15 protein-coding genes are annotated in these 20,207 nt (G+C 34.7%); 5 read left to right on the forward strand and 10 right to left on the reverse strand.

Annotation, left to right across the window (positions count from 1 at the left end):
- Positions 1 to 71: 71 nt before the first annotated feature.
- From HNS40_RS09645 to HNS40_RS09660, 4 genes are all read right to left on the reverse strand, one after another.
- The gene (locus HNS40_RS09645) at positions 72 to 257 is read right to left on the reverse strand and encodes a hotdog domain-containing protein (protein WP_172280168.1); all 186 of its coding nucleotides are present in this window, start codon (positions 255 to 257) and stop codon (positions 72 to 74) included.
- On the reverse strand, positions 226 to 528 hold the full coding sequence (locus HNS40_RS09650) for a PaaI family thioesterase (protein WP_172280170.1): 303 nt from the start codon (positions 526 to 528) through the stop codon (positions 226 to 228). Before HNS40_RS09650 ends, HNS40_RS09645 begins: the two co-directional genes overlap by 32 nt.
- Positions 528 to 2,303: a long-chain fatty acid--CoA ligase gene (locus HNS40_RS09655; protein WP_172280172.1), complete on the reverse strand. Its 1,776-nt coding sequence runs from the start codon at positions 2,301 to 2,303 to the stop codon at positions 528 to 530. The genes HNS40_RS09650 and HNS40_RS09655 overlap by 1 nt, the downstream gene beginning before the upstream one ends.
- A gap of 127 nt (positions 2,304 to 2,430) precedes the next feature.
- Positions 2,431 to 4,221, reverse strand: coding sequence for a long-chain fatty acid--CoA ligase (locus HNS40_RS09660; RefSeq protein ID WP_172280174.1), 1,791 nt, complete (start codon positions 4,219 to 4,221; stop codon positions 2,431 to 2,433).
- A 339-nt stretch (positions 4,222 to 4,560) separates the two neighbouring features.
- Here HNS40_RS09660 and HNS40_RS09665 point away from each other — a divergent pair, with 339 nt between their 5' ends.
- The 3 genes from HNS40_RS09665 (at position 4,561) to rfbD (ending at position 7,845) form a co-directional block, all read left to right on the forward strand.
- Entirely contained in the window at positions 4,561 to 5,886 is a 1,326-nt protein-coding gene (locus HNS40_RS09665) for a UDP-glucose/GDP-mannose dehydrogenase family protein (RefSeq protein ID WP_172280176.1), read from the forward strand.
- 90 nt (positions 5,887 to 5,976) lie between these two features.
- Positions 5,977 to 6,921: a UDP-glucuronic acid decarboxylase family protein gene (locus HNS40_RS09670; RefSeq protein WP_172280178.1), complete on the forward strand. Its 945-nt coding sequence runs from the start codon at positions 5,977 to 5,979 to the stop codon at positions 6,919 to 6,921.
- Positions 6,922 to 6,975: 54 nt separating this feature from the next.
- Positions 6,976 to 7,845, forward strand: a complete 870-nt coding sequence (gene rfbD, locus HNS40_RS09675) for a dTDP-4-dehydrorhamnose reductase (protein WP_172280180.1) — start codon at positions 6,976 to 6,978, stop codon at positions 7,843 to 7,845.
- On the opposite strand, the gene HNS40_RS09680 is transcribed toward rfbD, so the two are convergent.
- The 3 genes from HNS40_RS09680 to HNS40_RS09690 form a co-directional block, all read right to left on the reverse strand.
- Entirely contained in the window at positions 7,842 to 8,726 is an 885-nt protein-coding gene (locus tag HNS40_RS09680) for a 4-hydroxy-3-methylbut-2-enyl diphosphate reductase (protein WP_172280182.1), read from the reverse strand. The two genes, rfbD and HNS40_RS09680, sit on opposite strands and share 4 nt — an antisense overlap.
- Positions 8,727 to 8,801: 75 nt before the next feature.
- Complete coding sequence (locus tag HNS40_RS09685) at positions 8,802 to 9,605, reverse strand: ferredoxin--NADP reductase (RefSeq protein ID WP_172280184.1); 804 nt, start codon at positions 9,603 to 9,605, stop codon at positions 8,802 to 8,804.
- A gap of 11 nt (positions 9,606 to 9,616) precedes the next feature.
- The gene (locus HNS40_RS09690) at positions 9,617 to 10,597 is read right to left on the reverse strand and encodes a dihydroorotate dehydrogenase-like protein (protein WP_172280186.1); all 981 of its coding nucleotides are present in this window, start codon (positions 10,595 to 10,597) and stop codon (positions 9,617 to 9,619) included.
- Positions 10,598 to 10,842: 245 nt separating this feature from the next.
- Here HNS40_RS09690 and HNS40_RS09695 point away from each other — a divergent pair, with 245 nt between their 5' ends.
- The gene (locus HNS40_RS09695; RefSeq protein WP_172280188.1) at positions 10,843 to 12,966 is read left to right on the forward strand and encodes a prolyl oligopeptidase family protein; all 2,124 of its coding nucleotides are present in this window, start codon (positions 10,843 to 10,845) and stop codon (positions 12,964 to 12,966) included.
- Positions 12,967 to 13,159: 193 nt separating this feature from the next.
- On the opposite strand, the gene HNS40_RS09700 is transcribed toward HNS40_RS09695, so the two are convergent.
- Entirely contained in the window at positions 13,160 to 15,979 is a 2,820-nt protein-coding gene (locus HNS40_RS09700; RefSeq protein WP_172280190.1) for a T9SS type A sorting domain-containing protein, read from the reverse strand.
- A gap of 14 nt (positions 15,980 to 15,993) precedes the next feature.
- The gene (locus HNS40_RS09705; protein ID WP_172280192.1) at positions 15,994 to 16,848 is read right to left on the reverse strand and encodes a hypothetical protein; all 855 of its coding nucleotides are present in this window, start codon (positions 16,846 to 16,848) and stop codon (positions 15,994 to 15,996) included.
- Positions 16,849 to 17,205: 357 nt separating this feature from the next.
- On the opposite strand from HNS40_RS09705, the gene HNS40_RS09710 reads away from it, so the two are divergent.
- Positions 17,206 to 18,342, forward strand: coding sequence for an AraC family transcriptional regulator (locus HNS40_RS09710; protein WP_172280193.1), 1,137 nt, complete (start codon positions 17,206 to 17,208; stop codon positions 18,340 to 18,342).
- 4 nt (positions 18,343 to 18,346) lie between these two features.
- Here the strand turns inward: HNS40_RS09710 and HNS40_RS09715 are convergent, their stop codons facing one another.
- Positions 18,347 to 19,777 (reverse strand): sodium:solute symporter, encoded by a 1,431-nt coding sequence (locus HNS40_RS09715; RefSeq protein WP_172280195.1) that lies wholly within the window; start codon positions 19,775 to 19,777, stop codon positions 18,347 to 18,349.
- Positions 19,778 to 20,207: the final 430 nt, after the last annotated feature.

Here is a 20,207-nt window from a genome sequence, read left to right on the forward strand (position 1 = left end):
TTATATATCGGTATTTACCAATATAACTAGCAAAATGCTTTAAGGAGTATTTTGATGTACATTTGTTATTACTATTCAGGAATAGCACTATTAATCTTTATACTAGTTACCACCAAGTTACTGGTGGCTGTACTAATAATATCACCCTCCTCATTCATCACCTTACATTCAATGTTGGCTATCTTTTTACCAATTCTTACCACTTTTGCTTTAACCAATACTTTTTCACCCTCTTTGGCACCATAAAGATAATTCACATTCAGGTTGGTTGTAGTAAACAAGTCTTTTTTGCGACAAGGTAAAAAGGGCCATACCCATGGTATCATCTATCAACGCAGCCATTACACCGCCTTGCAGTGTGCCTAATGGATTAGTCATTTCTTTTCTTACCGTGTATTCAATTTCAGCAAAACCTTCTTCTACGTTCACTAAAAAGCCTTTCAGCCACAAGGCCGATGGAGACATGCTTTTAGTTATAGGTTTATTGACATGCTGTTTCAGATAAGATAATATTGGATTCTTTGTCATTATGATTGATATATACTATTTATTTCCTCTTCATATTTAGCGACTACCTTCTTTCTTTTCAATTTTAATGTTGGAGAAAGCATTCCCGTATCTGGCGTCCATTCATCAGCCACAATTCTGAATGTTTTAATTTTGGCAATATGGTCGAGCTGCGCATTATATTTATCTACTTCTCTTTGAATACGAGCAACAATAATAGGATTTTTAATAAGCTCCTCATTATCTCTAAACTCCACCACATGTATAGTACACCAGTTATGAAGGAAGTTAAAATCGGGTACTATCAGAGCTGCTGTGAATTTCTGGTTTTCACCAATCACCATTAATTGCTCAATAAAATTCGATTCTTTAAATACATTCTCAACAGCTTGAGGAGCCACATATTTACCACCCGATAATTTGAAAATTTCTTTTTTCCTATCGGTGATATAAAGAAAACGACCTTCTATTTTCCCGATATCGCCCGTATGAAACCAGCCATCTTTTAAGGCTTCTGCAGTTAGTTCTGGCTCCTTATAATAGCCAACCATCACATTATCACCCTTGAGCAAGATTTCACCATCTTCAGCTATCTTCACCTGAACGCTATCATTAATATAACCCACAGAACCAAATAATACATTTGGAGACTCAAAACCATTTGCGGTAGCTATGGGAGAAGTTTCAGTTAAACCATAACCTTCTTGCACCTTAATTCCGGCTGCCCAAAAAGCTCTGGCCAATCGTGGTTGTAGAGCAGCTCCTCCAGAAACAATTCCTTTTACATTTCCACCTAAGGCTGCTCTCCATTTATTCAAAACCAACTTATCAGCGATCTTTAACTTAAAATTATAAAAAGCAGAACGATCTTCAGGATTTGGCTGATACTGATCCCCTACTCTTACTGCCCAAAAGAAAATCATCTTTTTTACAAAACTCAACCCTCTACCTGTATTTATAATCTTGTCATATATTTTTTCGAAAATACGAGGAACCGAAATAAAAGTATGAGGCTGTACTTCTTGCATATCAGGAACGATAGACTCGATGCTTCCTGCATAATAAATCTCCAAACCCTTATATTGCCACAGGTAAATCCCACATCTTTCTAAAACATGTGACATCGGTAAGAAACTAAATGCTCTTTCTTTATATTTCAAAGGTTGAGTGAATTCTAGGCCTAAAACAACATTACTCACCACATTTTTATGGGTAAGCATAACTCCTTTTGACAAACCAGTTGTTCCTGAGGTATATATTAATGTCAATAAATCATCTGGCAAAACAGAAGCTTTTCTTTCTACTAATTCCAACTTGTACTTCTCTTGATTCTTCTCCCCTAAAGAAACAATATCATTAAGACTTTTTACACCAGCAATATCCTCAATACTATATACCTCTTGAATGCTATCTGCCTGATAAATTACAGGCAATAGTTTGGTGTAAATTTCTTTGGAAGAGACAATTAAAATTTTAGCCTCGGAGTGTTTTAGAATATGAAGATATTCTATTTCACTAATGGTAGGGTAAATGCCAACATGAACCAGTCCCAATTGTGACATCCCAAAATCGATAAAGTTCCATTCTGGACAATTATTAATGACTGTAGCAATTTTATCACCCTTTGAGAAGCCCATCTCAATAAATCCATAACTAATTAAATCTACATTTTTTCTGTATTCTTGAATAGTATAAGATTCCCACTGATCATTACGCTTAATAGACAGTGCTTTGTCGAGAGGTTGATGTATCTCGTTATAGCTTAAAATATCGAATGTTCTTTTGATTTCCTTCATGCGGCTTTTCTAGAGTTATAGGTTCAAAGATAATTATATTTCTAAATTAATAAGATGGGGTATTTACATTAATTTGACAAAGAGCATTCATCTAAACAAAATCAGCCTAGCAACTCTTGTATCAACTTTAATCTCCATTCCCATTAGAATATCTATAGATTTCTCTAAGGATATGATCATATTTCTCATAAATATTTTTTCGTTTAAGTTTAAGTGTTGGGCTGAGTTCTCTGGTATTTGGACTCCACTCATCACAAACTATTCTAAATCGTTTCACATTCTCTGTTAGAGATAGTTTTTTATTAACGATATTCACTTCTTTTTGGAAACGGGCCACCACTTCAGGTTTTCTCACCAACTCCATATTGTCTCTATAGTGTACCTTATGCTTTGATGCCCAAAAATGCAGATGGTTAAAGTTTGGCGAAACCAAAGCACTTGCAAATTTCTCATTTTCACCAACCACCATTATTTGTTCAATGAAGATAGATTCCTTAAATTTATTCTCAACCGCCTGAGGTGCTACATACTTTCCTGATGATAATTTAAAGATTTCTTTCTTTCTATCAGTAATCTTCAAAAATTTATCATCTTCTAGAACACCGATATCTCCAGTATGAAACCAACCATCTTCATCTATTACTTCTGCGGTAAGATCAGGTGCATTATAGTAACCCATCATTACGTTAGGTCCTTTGCATAAAATCTCACCATCCTCAGCTATCCTCACTTCAACACCATCAATAACAGGGCCCACAGTTCCAAATTTAATATTTGGATAATAAGCATTATTAACAGCAATTACAGGCCCTGTTTCTGTTAAACCATAGCCCTCCATAACTTTCATACCTGCCGCATGAAAAACACGGGCCAATCTAGGTTGTAAAGCGGACCCTCCAGAAACTATGGTACTAATATTCCCTCCTAAAGCTTCATTCCACTTATCAAAAACCAACTTTCGAGCTAATTTGAGTTTCTGCTCATATAACCAACCATTCTCTCCATTTAGTTCATATCGTAAACCTAAATTAACAGCCCAAAAGAATATAACCTTTTTAATCCCTGAAAGATCTTTTCCTTTCGCCACAATTTTGTCATACACTTTTTCGAGCAATCTTGGCACTGTATTAAATCCATCGGCTTTAATTTCTTTTAAATTATCAGCAATGGTTCCCATATTTTCAGCATAATAAATTCGCAAGCCCTTATACTGAAAATGATAATTCATCATGCGCTCATAAACATGGCATAATGGTAAAAAACTTAATACTTTAGCTCCAAACTCCATGGGCTGCACTGGTGCAGTGGCAATAAAATTGGAAACCAAATTCTGATGGGACAACATCACACCTTTGGAGTTTCCTGTGGTCCCCGATGTGTAAATAATGGTAACTAAATCCTTTGAACTTATCGATTCTTTATGTTTTAGAAGTGCTTCTTTATGCTTAGGCTCAGTTTTTTTACCTAAAGCTAAAATCTCCCCGTAATTCTTTTCACCTTCAATTGTATTTATAGTGAATATCTCCCTAATAGTAGTGGCTTCCTCTGCTAAAGGACTAAGCTTTTTTAATAGTAATTTATCACTTAGAATGAGCATCTTAACACCACTATCTGCAAATATATGGGCATACTCACTTTCACTGATAGTTGGATATATTGGAACATGGATAAACCCACCTAAGGATAATCCCATATCAATAAAATTCCATTCTGGTCTATTATTGGAAACTGTAGCTATCTTATCACCTACTTTATATCCCATTTCCATAAGACCATATGCAAAATAATGCGAGTTATCTATATAATCTTTTGTGGAAAACAATTCCCACTTTTTATTTCTCTTAATGGCAAAAGCATCCTCAATTACAAACTTCTCGGCATAACGATCTAATAGATCAAATGTTCTTCTAACTTCCATATTTTAAATAAATTGACAGCAGCAAATATAAAATTTTATATCCAATATATGAAATCACCTTAAGGTCTATATATCTGATACTTACATGATTCACATAATGCATTTTTCGAATTTTTTCATATTTATTCCAATATTTATTATTGTAGATTCTAAAAACATAAAAAATATTTCCAATTATTTACCTGGACAAGAATCCATATCAAAGAAATCTAAACATTTAGGTTTCCGAAATATGGAAATATTTTTCAAAAAACAGAAATTTTGAATAGTTATTCTTGTTTGAATCAAAAAATATCACTATATTTGATATGAAAGATTAACTTATAAAAATCATATAAGATGAAAATAACAATCGTAGGAACTGGTTATGTGGGCTTAGTAACTGGTGCATGTTTTAGTGAAGTAGGTATCGACGTAACTTGCGTGGATATTGATGAACTCAAAATTGAAAACCTTAAAAAAGGTATCATTCCAATCTACGAGCCTGGACTGGAAGATCTAGTACATAGAAATGTAAAAAAAGGGAGACTTCATTTTAGCACAAAGCTTTCTGAAAGCTTAGATGGAGCTGAAGTAGTATTTGGAGCAGTAGGTACCCCACCAGATGAAGATGGTAGTGCTGACCTAAAATACGTTCTAGAAGTAGCTAAAGAAGTTGGACGTCATATGAATGACTATCTATTAATGGTCACCAAAAGCACAGTACCTGTTGGTACAGCAGAAAAAGTAAGAAAAGCATTACAAGGAGAGTTAGATAACCGTGACTCTAAACTTGAATTTGATGTATGTTCAAATCCAGAATTCCTTAAGGAAGGCGCTGCAGTATCTGATTTTCTTAAACCAGACCGAATTGTTGTAGGCTGTGACACAGACAAAGCCAAAAAAACGATGGAAAGACTATATAAACCATTTACCATGAATGGTCACCCTGTGGTTTTTATGGATGTCACTTCTGCAGAAATGACCAAATATGCAGCCAACAGTATGCTGGCCACAAAAATCAGTTTCATGAACGATATAGCCAATCTATGCGAAATTGTTGGAGCCGATGTAAATTCAGTGAGAAGAGGAATAGGTTCAGATTCAAGAATTGGAACTAAATTTATTTATCCTGGTACAGGTTATGGCGGCTCCTGCTTCCCAAAAGATGTTAAAGCTCTTATTAAAACCGCAGATGACTTTTCTTATAGTTTAAAAGTGTTAAAAGCTGTTGAAGAAGTTAACGAGGCACAAAAGTCTATTTTAATCACTAAACTGAATAAGCACTTTAATCATGATTTAAAAGGTAAAACATTTGCTTTATGGGGACTCGCCTTTAAACCACAAACCGATGATATGAGAGAAGCTCCAAGCTTAGTAATCATCAGAAAGCTTCTTGAAGCTGGAGCAAATGTGAAAGCTTATGACCCTGTTGCAATGGAAGAAGCAGGAAGAATATTAGGTGATAAAATTGAATATGGACAAGATCAATATGATGTATTGATCGATTCTGATGCCCTTATCATTGCTACAGAATGGCCAGAATTCAAATTCCCGAACTTCAATATTATTAAGAAACTATTAAAAAACCCTGTTATTGTTGATGGTCGTAACGTATACGACCTCGATGAAATGAAAGACAGGGAGATAGATTATTATTGTATTGGAATAAATACTAAAAAATAATATTTAACCCAAGAGATTATTTCTAAGCCATTCCCCTCTATTAGCCTAGTGCAATGCTTAGAGATAATCTCTTACAATTAAATCACCACTATGATACGGAAGAAAATACTAGTCACCGGAGGAGCTGGTTTTGTGGGTTCTCATCTAATTGACAGATTATTAAAAGATGGAAATGAAGTTATTTGTGTAGACAATTACTTCACCGGCCAAAAACAGAATATCGTTCACTTAATGGGCAATCCCTATTTTGAATATATTCGTCACGATATTACCATGCCTTTCTTTATAGAGGTGGATGAAATATATAATTTAGCTTGCCCTGCCTCACCAGTTCACTATCAATATAATCCTATTAAAACTGTAAAAACATCAGTTGCGGGAGCCATCAACATGCTTGGATTAGCAAAGAGAATCAACGCTAAAATACTACAGGCTTCCACAAGTGAAGTATATGGAGATCCCAAGGTACACCCTCAAACAGAGGATTATTGGGGCCATGTAAACCCCATTGGAACTAGATCTTGTTACGACGAAGGAAAACGTGTGGCAGAAACACTCTTCTTCAATTATCATTGGCAAAACAAGGTGAGAATTAAAATCATTAGAATTTTTAATACCTACGGTCCTAGGATGCATCCTCATGACGGAAGGGTAGTTTCTAACTTTATTGTTCAAGCATTACAAGGCAAAGATATTACCTTATATGGTGATGGAATGCAAACGCGTAGCTTCCAATATGTAGATGATCTGGTAGAAGGTATGGTTAGAATGATGGCTACTCGTGAGGATTTTACAGGACCTGTGAATGTGGGTAATCCTAACGAATTTACCATTAGAGAACTGGCAGAACAGGTTATTGAACTTACTGGAACAAAGTCTAAGTTGGTATTTGAAGACCTCCCATCTGACGATCCCATGCAGCGCCAGCCTGATATCACTCTTGCCAAAAAAGAATTAGATTGGCAGCCAAATATTCAATTAAAAGAAGGCTTGACAAAAACGATTGATTACTTTAAAAAGATTGTTATTCATTAATAAGAACAAACAGGTGAGTATAAATCTCACCTGTTTTCAATTAAGCTATAATCCATGAAAAAGATTTTAATCACCGGCAGTAATGGCCAATTAGGCAACAGTATAAGAAAGATCGAAGCAGAGTATCCTGATTTCAGTTTTGTATATACCGATGTGGCAGATTTAGATATCACCAACAAAGAAGAAGTGATTAACTTCTTTATAGAAGGTAAGTTTACACACGCCATCAATTGTGCTGCATATACAGCAGTAGATAAAGCCCAAGAAGAATTTGAATTGGCTAAAAAGATAAACGCTGTTGGTCCGACCAATATGGCGACAGCTTCAAGAAAAACCAAATGCCAATTTTATCACATATCTACCGATTATGTTTTTAATGGTAAAAAACATTTCCCCTACAAAGAGGAAGATGCCTGTCAACCACCTTCTGCTTATGGAAAAACTAAGCTCATTGGAGAAGAAATGGTACTTCAAGTTAATGAGAAATCCATCATTATTAGAACCTCATGGTTATATTCTGAGTTTGGGCATAATTTCATGAAGTCTATGCTGAAATTTGGTAAAGAAAGAGACGAGTTAAGAGTCGTTTTTGACCAGATTGGAACGCCAACTTATGCCACTGATTTAGCACGTGCCATTCTTGATATGATATGCTCTGGCAAAGTAGCTTCAGAAAATACTATTTATCATTTTAGCAACGAAGGGGTAGCCAGTTGGTATGACTTTGCTGTAGAAATTATGATAGCGGCTAAAATCGATTGTAAAGTCTCCCCCATCGAAAGCCATGAATATCCTTTACCAGCACCAAGACCTTTCTATAGCGTGATGAATAAAGCAAAAATTAAGAAAGATTTTGATGTAAAGATTCCTCATTGGAGGGTAAGTATGTTGGATTGTCTGAAGATTTTGGAAGATCAGGATTAACTTTCTGAGACCAGCTCTTTTACTCGTAAACTCATTTCCTCCAATAACCATTTTGGGGTAGATGTTGCTCCAGAGATTCCTATATTATTCTTTGCAACAAACCATTCTCTATTAAGATCCTCAATTCGACTAATAAAGTAAGTTTCTATGCCAGTATTTTTGCATATTTGAAACAATTGCCTTCCATTGGAACTCTTTGTACCACTAACGAATATAATTAAATCCTTATCTTCAACAAAATTTCTGAGTTGCTCATCTCTTCTAGCTACAATCTTACAACTACTGTCATTAAAACTAAATTGAGAGGAGGCTAACAAATTTAACTCATCCAATTTCTTTTCGATTTTTTCTTTAATTAAATAATACTCAGAGCGGTATTTAGTAGTTTGAGAGAACAAGTAAATAGGTATAGAGAAGTCGATAAGCTCAAGCTCCTCAATATTTGCTATTACTATTGCTTTATCATCACAATGCCCCATTAAGCTAATGACTTCAGGATGCCTTTTCTTTCCAAATAAAACAATCTGTCCCTTCCCATCTTTAATTTCAGAAAAGGTTTTAGCTATCTTCTTTTGTAGGCTGACAACAATAGGACAAGTAGCATCTTCTACCTCCACTTTGGCCTTTTTTACACTATCATAAGATGATGGAGGCTCGCCATGAGCTCTAAACAAGACATTGGGATAATCACCAGATATGGCCTGCTCCATGGCAATAGTTTTCATTCCAAGCTTTTCAAGACGCTCTACTTCTGATTCATTATGAATCAGGTCTCCAACCGTATACAAAACCGATTTTTCTTTCAAAATAAATTCCGCTTTCTCAATTGCTTTTTCCACTCCAAAACACGGTCCTGCTCCTGGATCAATTTCTATCTTCATAGTCTTTTATTATTTCCCAAAAATAAAAAAGCCACCCTAAACTAGGATGACTTTTCAATTATTTATTTTTCCAGTTTAAAATTCCTCTACGTGAATTTGACCTGGTACTTTTTTAGTATGCTCAGTAAACCCATCTTTTTCAAGAAGAGCAACCATACTTTCAATCATTCTTGGGTTTCCGCATAAGAATATCTCTGTATCATCAGCTGTTGGGTCAAATCCCCATTTTTCTTTTGCTACTCCACCTTCCCAGATTTTTTCAATAAATCGGGTATCACCACCCCAACCTGCAGGTTCTTTCTGAGGCTCAGTAATAGTAGGTAAATAAGTAAACTGATCGAACATGCTTTCTAAAAGCTGTAATTCACTTGAATATCCCAAGTCCCAGCTATTAGCAGCACCATGAACTACCATGATATTACCTTTACGTTTTAATGCATCAGAACGAAGCATACTCATGTATGGAGCCACACCAGTTCCAGTAGCAATTAATACAATGTTTTTCTCAGGAACAACAGAATCCAAAGTAAACATCCCAACACCTTTTTTACCCATGAAAACTTTATCACCAATATTCAAATTGAACAAACGTGGAGTCAAAGCTCCAGAATGCACTAAAGTGATATAAAATTCTACATAATCAGCTGTAGAAGTAGAAGCAATAGAATAAGCTCTCTTTATCAATTTATCAGGATCTTCAGGAGTTTCAAATTCATCAGTTGCTGAATCGCACCTTTCAGCAGAACCGGGTAATGCTAAAGCCACAAACTGACCACCTTTAAACTCTGGGAATTCCCAACCTACTGGTTTCACACGAACTATCTTCATGATAGGTGAAACTTGTAATATTTGTGTTACTACACTATTTAATTCAATCATTTATTATAGTTTTATTCAAATCCTCCAAAATATTTCATGAACTGAATTCTCTCAAAAGCCTGTGGTTCGTCGAATTTTTCATAGCTAATCTCGCCTCTAAAGTCATCTAAATTAGTATATCCTTTCTCTGTCATCCAAGTCTCAATGTCTTTAAGCATTTTCGATAATTGCACAATACCATGCTTATATAATGTCGAAACCACCTGAACAGCCTCAGCACCTGCGAGAATCTGTTTAATTACATCTTCTCCTTCGTGCACTCCAGTAGAGGCCGCGATAGGAGTTTTGATTTTCCCAGAAAGCAATGCTACCCAACGTAATGAATCAGAAATATTCTCAGGACGACTTAAAACACCAGCCGAAGTGATAGAATAATCATCAATATTAATATCAGGGGCATAATATCTGTTGAAAAGCACAAAAGCATCTACCATTTTGGTAAAGCTCAGCTGACGGATTAAATGTGCCAAACCAGCAGAGTAATGACTCATCTTTAAGGCTATTGGAATATTTACCTGTTTTCTGACCGCTTCAATAATGTCAAAATAAGTCTTCTCATTTTGAGCACTAGTTTTATAAATATCAGAAGGCAAGAGAGAAATATTAATCTCTAAAGCATCGGCTCCAGCATCCTCAATTTTCTTAGCAAACTCAGTCCATTTTCCCATACTAACGCAGTTTACACTGGCAATTACAGGAATATCGACTGCTGCTTTAGCACCTCTGATCAATTGAATGAAGTCGGCATAGGTATATTCTTCAGCATAAGCCTTCATATAATCCATTGCTTCAGGATAATCGAAATCGTTTTGATCGTTGGCTTTTTCCTGTTCCATAAGGATTTGCTCCTCAAATAGGGATTTTAGCACAACGGCTCCTGCGCCTTGTCTTTCCAAGTCGCGGATTTTCTCTACAGAATTTGTTAACCCTGAACTTCCAACTATGATAGGGTTTTTCAACTTCAAACCCATGTAATTTACTGATAAATCCATTTCTTAAAGAATTTCAATTCAGCGCAAAAGTACGTTTTTTTAGAAGATTTTAGAAATCTAAAAATTATTCAAAACGATTCTAAATTGGTATTTTAATTCCGGAATAATACCAAATATATACTAAACTATATTCCTGACACTTACAGAGTTTTACTGAACTTACAAATACCTGAGGTATCTCATTTGAAAATTCCTTACTTTTATCGGTTCAAATTCAATCATCAAATTCAATAAATCACAATATCATGAAAAAATATATTTTCATAGCCATGGCAGCCATTTTGGGTTTATACTCATGTAATCAAAAGCAAGAAAAGATGTTAAACTATCCAATTAGTCAAAAAGTTGATACCGTGGACATCTACCATGGAGTAGAGGTTGCAGACCCTTTTCGGTGGTTGGAAGATGATAATTCCGATTCCACCAAAGCCTGGGTGTCTAAGCAAAACAAAGTCACCAACGACTACTTAGCAGAAATTCCTTTTCGCCAAAAAATAAAAGACAGACTGACAGAAATCTGGGATTACCCCAAATATGGAATGCCTTTTAAAAAAGGTGACTATTGGTATTTTTATAAAAACGATGGATTACAGCCTCAATATGTAATTTACAGAATGAAAACCTTGGATGGCGAACCTGAGTTATTTCTTGATCCTAATACTTTTTCGGAGGATGGTACTGTAGCATTAAGCGGTCTTTCCTTCTCAAAAAATGGGAAGCTTTGTACTTATAGTTTAAGCAGTGGTGGTTCTGATTGGAGAGAAATTTTTGTGATGCATGTGGAAAGCAAAACCAAGCTTGAGGATCATCTAAAATGGATAAAATTCTCAGGTATGAGTTGGTATAAAGATGGTTTCTATTATAGTCGTTATGATGAGCCCAAAGAAGGTGACGAACTTAAGGGAGTCAACGAGAATAGCAAAGTATTTTACCATAAAGCGGGAACTGCACAAAGCGCTGATCAATTGATTTATGAGGACAAAGAAAACCCTATGTTTAGCTGGAATATGGGCACTACTGAAGATGAGAAGTATTTGATCTTAAGTGGTCATAATCCATCGGCAAGAGGAAATTCACTTTATTTTAAAGAAGCTGACGATCCAAAATCTGAATTTATTGCTATTCAAGAAGACTTTGAGCATAATACCTGGGTATTGGATAATGAAGGAGAAGATATTTTTATTATGACCAATAAAGACGCTCCAAGAAATAGAGTTTACAAAATCAATGCCAACGACCCAAGTGAGACTAGGGAAGTGATTCCTCAAACTACTGACGTATTAAACAATGTAGGTATGGCAGGTGGTAAACTATTGGTGAGTTATATGCACGATGCCAGTTCAAAAGCCTATGTATATAATCTAGATGGTAGCTTAGAACATCAAATTAAATTACCCGGAATTGGAAGCATAAGTGGCTTTAGTGGTGAAAAAGAAAGTAATACTGCTTTCTACTCTTTCACTTCTTTTATCTATCCCAGCATGACTTTCAAATACGACATCAAGAATAATAAAACCGAAGTTTTTAGAAAATCTGGTATCGATATCGATATTGACCAATTTGAAACGAAACAAGTATTTTATACCAGTAAAGATGGAACCAAAGTTCCTATGTTTATCGTTCATAAAAAGGGATTAGTATTAAATGGAACCAACCCTACTCTCCTTTATGGATATGGTGGATTTAATGTTTCTCTGACTCCTTACTTTAGCATTAGCAATTTGGTATTATTAGAAAATGGCGGCGTTTATGCCTTACCCAATATCAGAGGAGGGGGCGAATATGGAGAAGAGTGGCATCAAGGAGGAACTCAACTAAACAAACAAAATGTGTTTGATGACTTTATAGCTGCGGCCGAGTATTTGATAGATAATGGGTATACGAGTAGCGAGAAGTTGGCCATCAGAGGAGGTTCCAACGGTGGTTTGCTCGTAGGTGCTTGTATGACTCAAAGACCAGAATTATTTAAAGTGGCTATTCCCCAAGTTGGAGTAATGGATATGTTGCGTTATCACAAATTTACTATCGGTTACTATTGGGTTCCTGATTACGGTAGCAGTGATGATAAAATCCAGTTCGAAAATTTAATTAAATACTCTCCTCTTCATAATCTTAAAGCTAGAACATGCTATCCTGCCACTATGATTACCACGGCAGACCATGATGACAGAGTAGTTCCTGCACATTCATTTAAGTTTGCAGCCGAATTACAAAGTAAGCAAAGTTGTGCCAACCCAACTGTTATCAGAATAGAAACCAAAGCTGGTCATGGCGCAGGTAAGTCAACAGAAAAAATAATAGAAGAAGCCACTGATATTTGGTCATTTATGTTTTATAATATGGGTGTAGAAGCTTATCCTGAGAAGTAGATTTGGAGAAGAATGTCGCATGACTAATCCTGTAGGATAACTCTATTGATTTGTTAAAAGCTATACACAAAAAGAGGTTGGGAAATTCCCAACCTCTTTTTTATTGATTGTAAGCAGTAGTGGATTTCATAATAATGCATTACCACCAAACTCTTTGAACTTTGATTAAAAAACCTATATCGGAATTATTTAACTATCGCACAATGATTTTTTCTATCCCAGAACCATGATTGGTCTCAATTTTCAGAAAACAGATTGCCTTTTTTTGCTCTAGAGGAATTATTTCTTCATAAAGTCCAGCTTGCTGACTACCCAGATTGTTTTCCCATATTATTTGACCTAATGAATTATAAAGCCTAATATTTACAGGCGAATCGTTTAATAATTCATAATTAAATCTTACATAACCTTGGGAGTTAGGGTTTGGAGAAACATTAGTTCTAATTTTCGAAACCATAGGGTTTTCATCAAAATCAGCTTCCTTCTCATCTAAAATTGTAAAGCTTTTCAATTCAGTTGATTTATATCCTCCTTCAGATAATCTACCTATTACTTTCCAATAATAAACACCTGGTGCTAAGTCGGGTTTCGAGAATGATGTTTTCGAAGCAAAATCAGTTCTGTAAACCAAAGTGGAAGGATGAGTTTCATTTGAATTAAATATAGCAATGGAATACTCATCAAAATCACCAAGCCATTTAAAATTAATCATATCCTCTTCTACAAAATTTTCATCATTTTTTGGAAAAAAAGTAGAGATGGCACTTTTTTCCATTGTCACATTAGTGACTTCATAGGCAATATAAAAGGGACGATCATTTGTACCCTCCAAAAAATCATCATAATACCAATAATCACCATAATCCTCATTGGCTCTAAACATATAAACCCTAGTTTGCAAACTATTACAATTCACGCCTATCCCTTCTTCACTTATATTCTCCATTGACCACGAAGTGGAAGAACTTAAGGCATACTTACTGGTATATTGGGTAGTCATTTTTGTTTCCCCTTCGAAATCATAAACCCCTTTTATGTGAAACACTGTCATTTCTGCCTTAAAGGTAAATGAAGCACTATGAGAACTTGTATTTTCAATTTCATCTTCAAAACTAGATTCAATTGCTAATTGTCCACCAGAAGTACCAGGCCCAGACCATTCCAATACATTATTTAATTGTGCACCATATAATTGACCAAAATAAGCAACACTATCTCTATTCATCCAATCCATCATACTAGGATCGTTGGGAGAATCAATATAATGCGGTGCTTCATTCAAGGGGCGACCTAATTCAAAATGAACGGTATAACCTGTGTTTCTAAACATATAGGTAGTATCTTCATTTATTGGTGTTGTATAAATATCGGCATCCCACCACGGAAACATCATAAATGAATACCTTTTTAATGCTGGAATATAATACATATAATAGGAAGACTCTTGATTAATCTCATCTAGCTCTTGTGTTTGCTTTACTATACTAGTAAATTCTTTACTTTTATAATTCATTTTTTCATTAGTCTGTGTCCAAGAGCCACCGGGTAACAATTCGGCTTTTTGAATGACCAATTTCCCTTCATAAGCAAGCCCCGCTTCAATTGTATTTGTATATGTATTCTCACCTTTTATTGACAAAGATTTTTCCTCCGTATTGGAAAACTCTAACTCTAAACTAGTCGGTTGAGTTTTTACTGGATATATTGTATCCCACACATCCCAGTCTATAGGTGCAGGAGGAGCACCATCGGTAATTCCAGCCAAAATCCAAAATTTCCTTCCTTCTTCATCATCAAGTTGACTAAAGTCGGTATATGCAGAATGTGCTTCAGCATGAATGGTGTAAATATCAGAATTAAAATAACTATACCCAAGTGTTTTATCTTTGGTTGTATTAATTACTAAAATTCTTTTCTGGAAGGAATCATCTCCTTCTAAGTTAATATCATTTTTAATGCAATCGAGTGGTTTGGGGAAATAGCTCACATTGAGGACTGTATTTTTACCATGCTTATTATAGTAATCTTCCGATGAAAGGTTCATATACTGAACGTTCTCCGTTAACTGGCCCAAACCTTCCTCGCCTGTAAAATAGTATTCCAAAAACATAATATCAATTCTATTCTTATATAAACCATCATCATTATGGTCATCATCCTCAGCCCAAAATGCCCAGACCCTATTGGGATTAGTTGGCTTAGAATCTATAAGTTGACCATTAGATTGAATGGATCCAGTACCCACTTTTACATTTCTACCACCCACATAATTAAGAAACATATTTGCATCTTCACTAAGATTTAAATTTGTAATATCACGGTTGAATGCTCTACATGTTGAGCTCTTTTGTACTCCGAATATTAAAATATTCTTTGAATTATATCTGGCAATTTCAATACTGGTAATCCACCGTTCTTTTGTATCTATACCATAATCTAAATCACGATTAAAAACTAGGTCTATATTAATATTATCGAAGTTATATTCAGAAATCCATGAGTTACCTTTTTTATCACTTGCCGCCAATATAACTTTCGAACCCCAAACATATGCTGCAGTATAATAATAGTCACTATTATTATATTTTAAAGAAGAAGTAATTTCTATTGAGTGCATTTTTTCGGTATTCAAGTCATAATACTTTAAATAAAACTTAGAGTTGTTTTTACTTATACAAAAGAGTTTATCATCGAACCCCCAGAAAGCGGCGCAAGATCGTTGGTAAATCACACCTTCACTATCACTAAGTTTATTGCTATACATGTCATTCATAGACAAATCAGAATTAAGACTATGTATATCTAGAAGGAAATCTCCATCATTAGTCCATTGTCGAATTCCGTAAGTCACCCCATTATATAGCATGAAATTCCACAAATTCGAATTATCCTCGGCATCAGCATGCCCACTTGTTTGTACATTAATAATTGGGGCTCTTTTATCTTTAGCAAAAGCAGAAAAAGAAACAAAAAATGCCAATAAAATAGTTAGTATAATATATCTTGTTTTCATAATATAGTCCTCCTTTAAAATTTGTATGATAACACAGTACGAATAGTGATATTTTGATATCCACTTGCAAACAAAGACCACTCAATAGCATCACTAATGCTCCAATCAAATCCCAATAATGCATCTAAATTAGTCTTCGAGGTCATCTCATAATCCTTTTCTTCCAAAAATGATTGCAAGTCTGTTTTTTTTGTAATATCAATAGATATAGAACTAGAATAATAATACAAACCCAAACCACCCTTGATTCTAAAATTCTTGACATGATATCCTCCCATAATATTCAATCGTGGATATATACTTGAAAATGTAGTTTCATACTCTGTTTTATAACTTCCCTCAAAAGAATAGGTATAACTATTCATATCTGAATTACAACTGGCATAACTAAACAATGGCTGGGCTATGACAGTCCAGTCCTCATTAATGTGGTAATCAATGTCTGCAAATAGGCCCAAAGAATAATTTATTCCCTTTTGAGTAAACTCCAACTGTATTTCATCATCAGCTCTATCTTTTTCGATATGACTAACCGTTGGAATACCCAATTCAACACCAATATCAATATTCCATTTAGATTGCGAATTATTCAAAATATTATAGGCGAAACCAACATTTGAACTCGTCCATAATTGAGTTGATGAATAAAGAGAATTAAATTCATCAAGCTCATCAGTATCCCAATCATTCCAGCCAAAACTTTCAGTATCGATTCTTAATTGGGAAGAATAAGAATGGAGTTCTAAATCCATCATCCCAATGTTAAACGAAAAGTACACTTTACTTTTCTTGTCCTTCGTCACTGTATCTTGAGCATATAGATAGCCACATAGCAAAAATACAGCGGTTGTAAATAATAGTTTTTTCATAATACTTTTTTAAATGTTCATACCAAATTTAGAGAATCCTATTTATTTCAACGCAATTTAGCAGTCCCAAGTTCTCAAAAACCTGTCTCATTAGCTTAAATAGAACACAATAGAAAAAAATAGATTATTCTGGATAGAAATCCAATCTAGCTCAAAAATACACCTAAGTAAAATATTCACATCAGCAAGATCAATCTCATTCCTTGCTGATTCAGTGCAGGTTAAACAAGTTAATTATTTACACTATCATGGAATATCTATTTAGAAATACACTTGGTTTATATGTATTTTTTGATGAACTTTGGGTTTCGCAAAACAAATAAATACAATACAAGCAAAACCAGATAATAAGTACAAATGATTGAGATTTTCCCCTTAACTTTCTTTATATTATTCATTGTATATATATCGTTTGGAATCATCATCCATAGCATTTCAACATTAAATTCAAGCAAAGATGGTCTGGGATATGTATCCCTTTTCTATTATAGTCGAGCCTTTCTATTTCTGGGTCCAGCCATGCTTCTTTTCACTAACAATATCGGTTGGTCAGTTTATTACTCTGGGCCACTTAAGGTATTGATGATACCTCTTTTATATTTGTATTTTTCAAAACTCGACCAAGAGAACAAGAAATTAAAAAAAGGAGACCTCACGCACCTGCTCCCCTTTTTCTTTGAAATTTTATTTACTTTACCCATTGCATGCCTACATGCCGAGGAGATTGCAAATCCTGAAAGCATTAAGATATCTTCCATCCTGAGTATTCAATGGGATGAGAATTTCTATTTTAATCTCTTAGCCATTACAGCAAGAAGCATCGCACTTATTCAGGCCATCATATACTCCATTCTGATCTCAAGAACCTATATCAAATTAAAGAAAAGCTTCTTAGACCATAATTCTTTTGTATCCTTTACTAATTTAAACTGGATAAAATGGGTAAGTTATTTATTTATTATTAATGGATTTATATCTGGTTTTGAACTATTTGGCCTTTTCAATATTCCAATTATATTTGTATTAACTGCATTATTCCTCCTTTTCATCGCATTTTACTTTTTAATTTATTCCATATTACAAAAAACCGTATACTACAAAAGCTCTATTCATTCAGAACAGCATATACATGATATTGAAGATGATATCAAAGAAGAATCCAATATTATTCTAAATAAATTTAAAGATCAGCAACTGTATTTACTCCAAGATATATGTTTACAAGAAGCCTCCAATCAATTGGGTATTGCAAAGTACAAATTGAGCAAATATGTTAAAATAGGAGGCTATGAAAATTTTTATCATTTCGTGAACATGATGAGAGTAAATACAAGTAAAGAATTATTGCGAAATATCTCTCATCAATATAGTATCGATTCCGTTGTTACCGATTCTGGATTTAATTCCAGGAGTACCTTCTACCGCGTTTTCAAAGAATACTGCGAAATGACCCCTACTGAATACATAAAACAATCAAAAGAAATTTGGTTATAACAACTTAGGAGAAGGTTTTCTTTGTTGGCCTCTTCACAAACAACATCCCAGCAAGAGTACTAATCACTGCAACCAAGAAGGCTGGGATAAATGAAGATTTCGCATTGAATTGTTCCGGTAAAAACACGCCCAGCAAGAAAAATGTAAGATTGACTACAAAGGCTAAAACTACACTTACAAAAGCGACATAACGATATCGATAAGGATCTTTTTTAGAAAGTGCGATTAGTGTAATGGGTGTATAAATCACTATCATCGATATCCCAACGACCATTAAATCCACCACCTTGGGAAAGCTTAAAGCAATAAACAATGCCATTACTCCAAATACTAAACTGATTAATCGAATGCTTTTTTGCAATTGAGAAGAGGACTTCTCTTTATGTTTCCAACCCAAGAAATCTCTTGCTGTAGAAATGGAGATGATATTAAGGAAACTATCACCAGAAGACATTAATGCAGATAATAAGCCGACCACAGCAAAGCCAAGTATTATAGGCTGAGAATGATCATTTAGAAATAAATAAGTTACATCTTCACTAACCAATTGGTCACCATGAGTGATTCTAATAGTCATTCCCACCAAAGGAAAAATTAAATAAAATGGCAACATCCCAATCCCCGACCAAAAACTCATTTGTTTGGCTACTTTATCACTCTTTGCTGCCAACACTCTTTGCCAAATATCCATCCTCACCAATACTGACCAACTTAAAAACAAGGGCAAGGCCACTAAAAAAGCTATCCCCTCAGCTGTTCCATTAACCATTTTAGTTGGCAGTTCTGAAAGACGACTTAATCCTTCGGTATCCGCCCATATACCAGGAATAAAGATGAAGATAATCATGAGAACGATAATAATAAACTGAATGGTATCGGTTATAATCACACCAGCCATACCTGCGAATGCTGTATATCCTATGATAACCAAGCCTGATAAAATAGCTGCATAAGTATAATCCATTTGAAAAGCATACTTTAAAAGACTAGCCATAGCCACAAACTGTGCTGCTAATAGGAAAAAGAATATAAAAACATTAACGCCAGTAACCATTCCTGAGAACATTCTGGCAAAACGAGGCTCTTCATTGGATTTGGTAAATCGCATATTCAAGAACTGAGGAAAGGAATAAATATTTTCTTTCACTCCCATTTTATGAATCCTTCCAGCATATCGAATCATTATCATAAAACCCATCACATAAGCAATTCCTATACCAACAGCAGCAAATCCCGATTCATAACCCATAGCCATTAGACCAATAGAAGTCCCGCCTCCAACAAAAGTGGCTAGTGTTGTAAATACCAAAGGAAGTAATTTAGTCTTACGGTTATTGACCAAATAATTCTCTAAGTCATGCGTATTCACATGCTTAACGGTAAGATAAATAATGAAAACTAGATAAATAAGGATCCAAAAGATATACCAATTCATATAAGGTTTTTGGTAAAAATAGTAAAAATGATGAAATACAAAAAAAAAGCAAGTCAGGGGGGACTTGCTTTTCAATCTTCTGGAGAGAAGTAAATTTAATGCGTTAAGATCTTGGGAACGGGTATTTCCCTTTTTTCTTTCGACAAATGTACAGTACTCACTTGTATTAATAGGAGCAAATGTTCAAACAAGCTATTCTATCTATTAAGTGTCCGTCCCAAATGATAATACGCGAATAGCACATCTCATTAAAACCAGTGTATAACATGGTTATACGCAATATACCAAAGTTATAATTAATGACTGAAGTTTCGCACCAAATCAGACTGCCTTATCAAGCTGAATTAGAATAGGTTCTTTTTCTCTAAAAAACAGAAAATTTTCACTATTGTTGATTAACTCATGTGCAATTTTCTGAAAATCAACACCA

The sequence above is a fragment of the Lentimicrobium sp. S6 genome (assembly GCF_013166635.1).
In the GTDB taxonomy this organism is placed as follows: domain Bacteria; phylum Bacteroidota; class Bacteroidia; order Bacteroidales; family UBA12170; genus UBA12170.

Coding starts and splice junctions, on each gene's coding strand:
- HNS40_RS09650 (WP_172280170.1), bottom strand. CDS start 528: ATGACAAAGAATCCAATATTATCTTATCTGAAACAGCATGTCAATAAA.
- HNS40_RS09655 (WP_172280172.1), bottom strand. CDS start 2,303: ATGAAGGAAATCAAAAGAACATTCGATATTTTAAGCTATAACGAGATA.
- HNS40_RS09660 (WP_172280174.1), bottom strand. CDS start 4,221: ATGGAAGTTAGAAGAACATTTGATCTATTAGATCGTTATGCCGAGAAG.
- HNS40_RS09665 (WP_172280176.1), top strand. CDS start 4,561: ATGAAAATAACAATCGTAGGAACTGGTTATGTGGGCTTAGTAACTGGT.
- HNS40_RS09670 (WP_172280178.1), top strand. CDS start 5,977: ATGATACGGAAGAAAATACTAGTCACCGGAGGAGCTGGTTTTGTGGGT.
- rfbD (WP_172280180.1), top strand. CDS start 6,976: ATGAAAAAGATTTTAATCACCGGCAGTAATGGCCAATTAGGCAACAGT.
- HNS40_RS09680 (WP_172280182.1), bottom strand. CDS start 8,726: ATGAAGATAGAAATTGATCCAGGAGCAGGACCGTGTTTTGGAGTGGAA.
- HNS40_RS09685 (WP_172280184.1), bottom strand. CDS start 9,605: ATGATTGAATTAAATAGTGTAGTAACACAAATATTACAAGTTTCACCT.
- HNS40_RS09690 (WP_172280186.1), bottom strand. CDS start 10,597: ATGGATTTATCAGTAAATTACATGGGTTTGAAGTTGAAAAACCCTATC.
- HNS40_RS09695 (WP_172280188.1), top strand. CDS start 10,843: ATGAAAAAATATATTTTCATAGCCATGGCAGCCATTTTGGGTTTATAC.
- HNS40_RS09700 (WP_172280190.1), bottom strand. CDS start 15,979: ATGAAAACAAGATATATTATACTAACTATTTTATTGGCATTTTTTGTT.
- HNS40_RS09705 (WP_172280192.1), bottom strand. CDS start 16,848: ATGAAAAAACTATTATTTACAACCGCTGTATTTTTGCTATGTGGCTAT.
- HNS40_RS09710 (WP_172280193.1), top strand. CDS start 17,206: ATGATTGAGATTTTCCCCTTAACTTTCTTTATATTATTCATTGTATAT.
- HNS40_RS09715 (WP_172280195.1), bottom strand. CDS start 19,777: ATGAATTGGTATATCTTTTGGATCCTTATTTATCTAGTTTTCATTATT.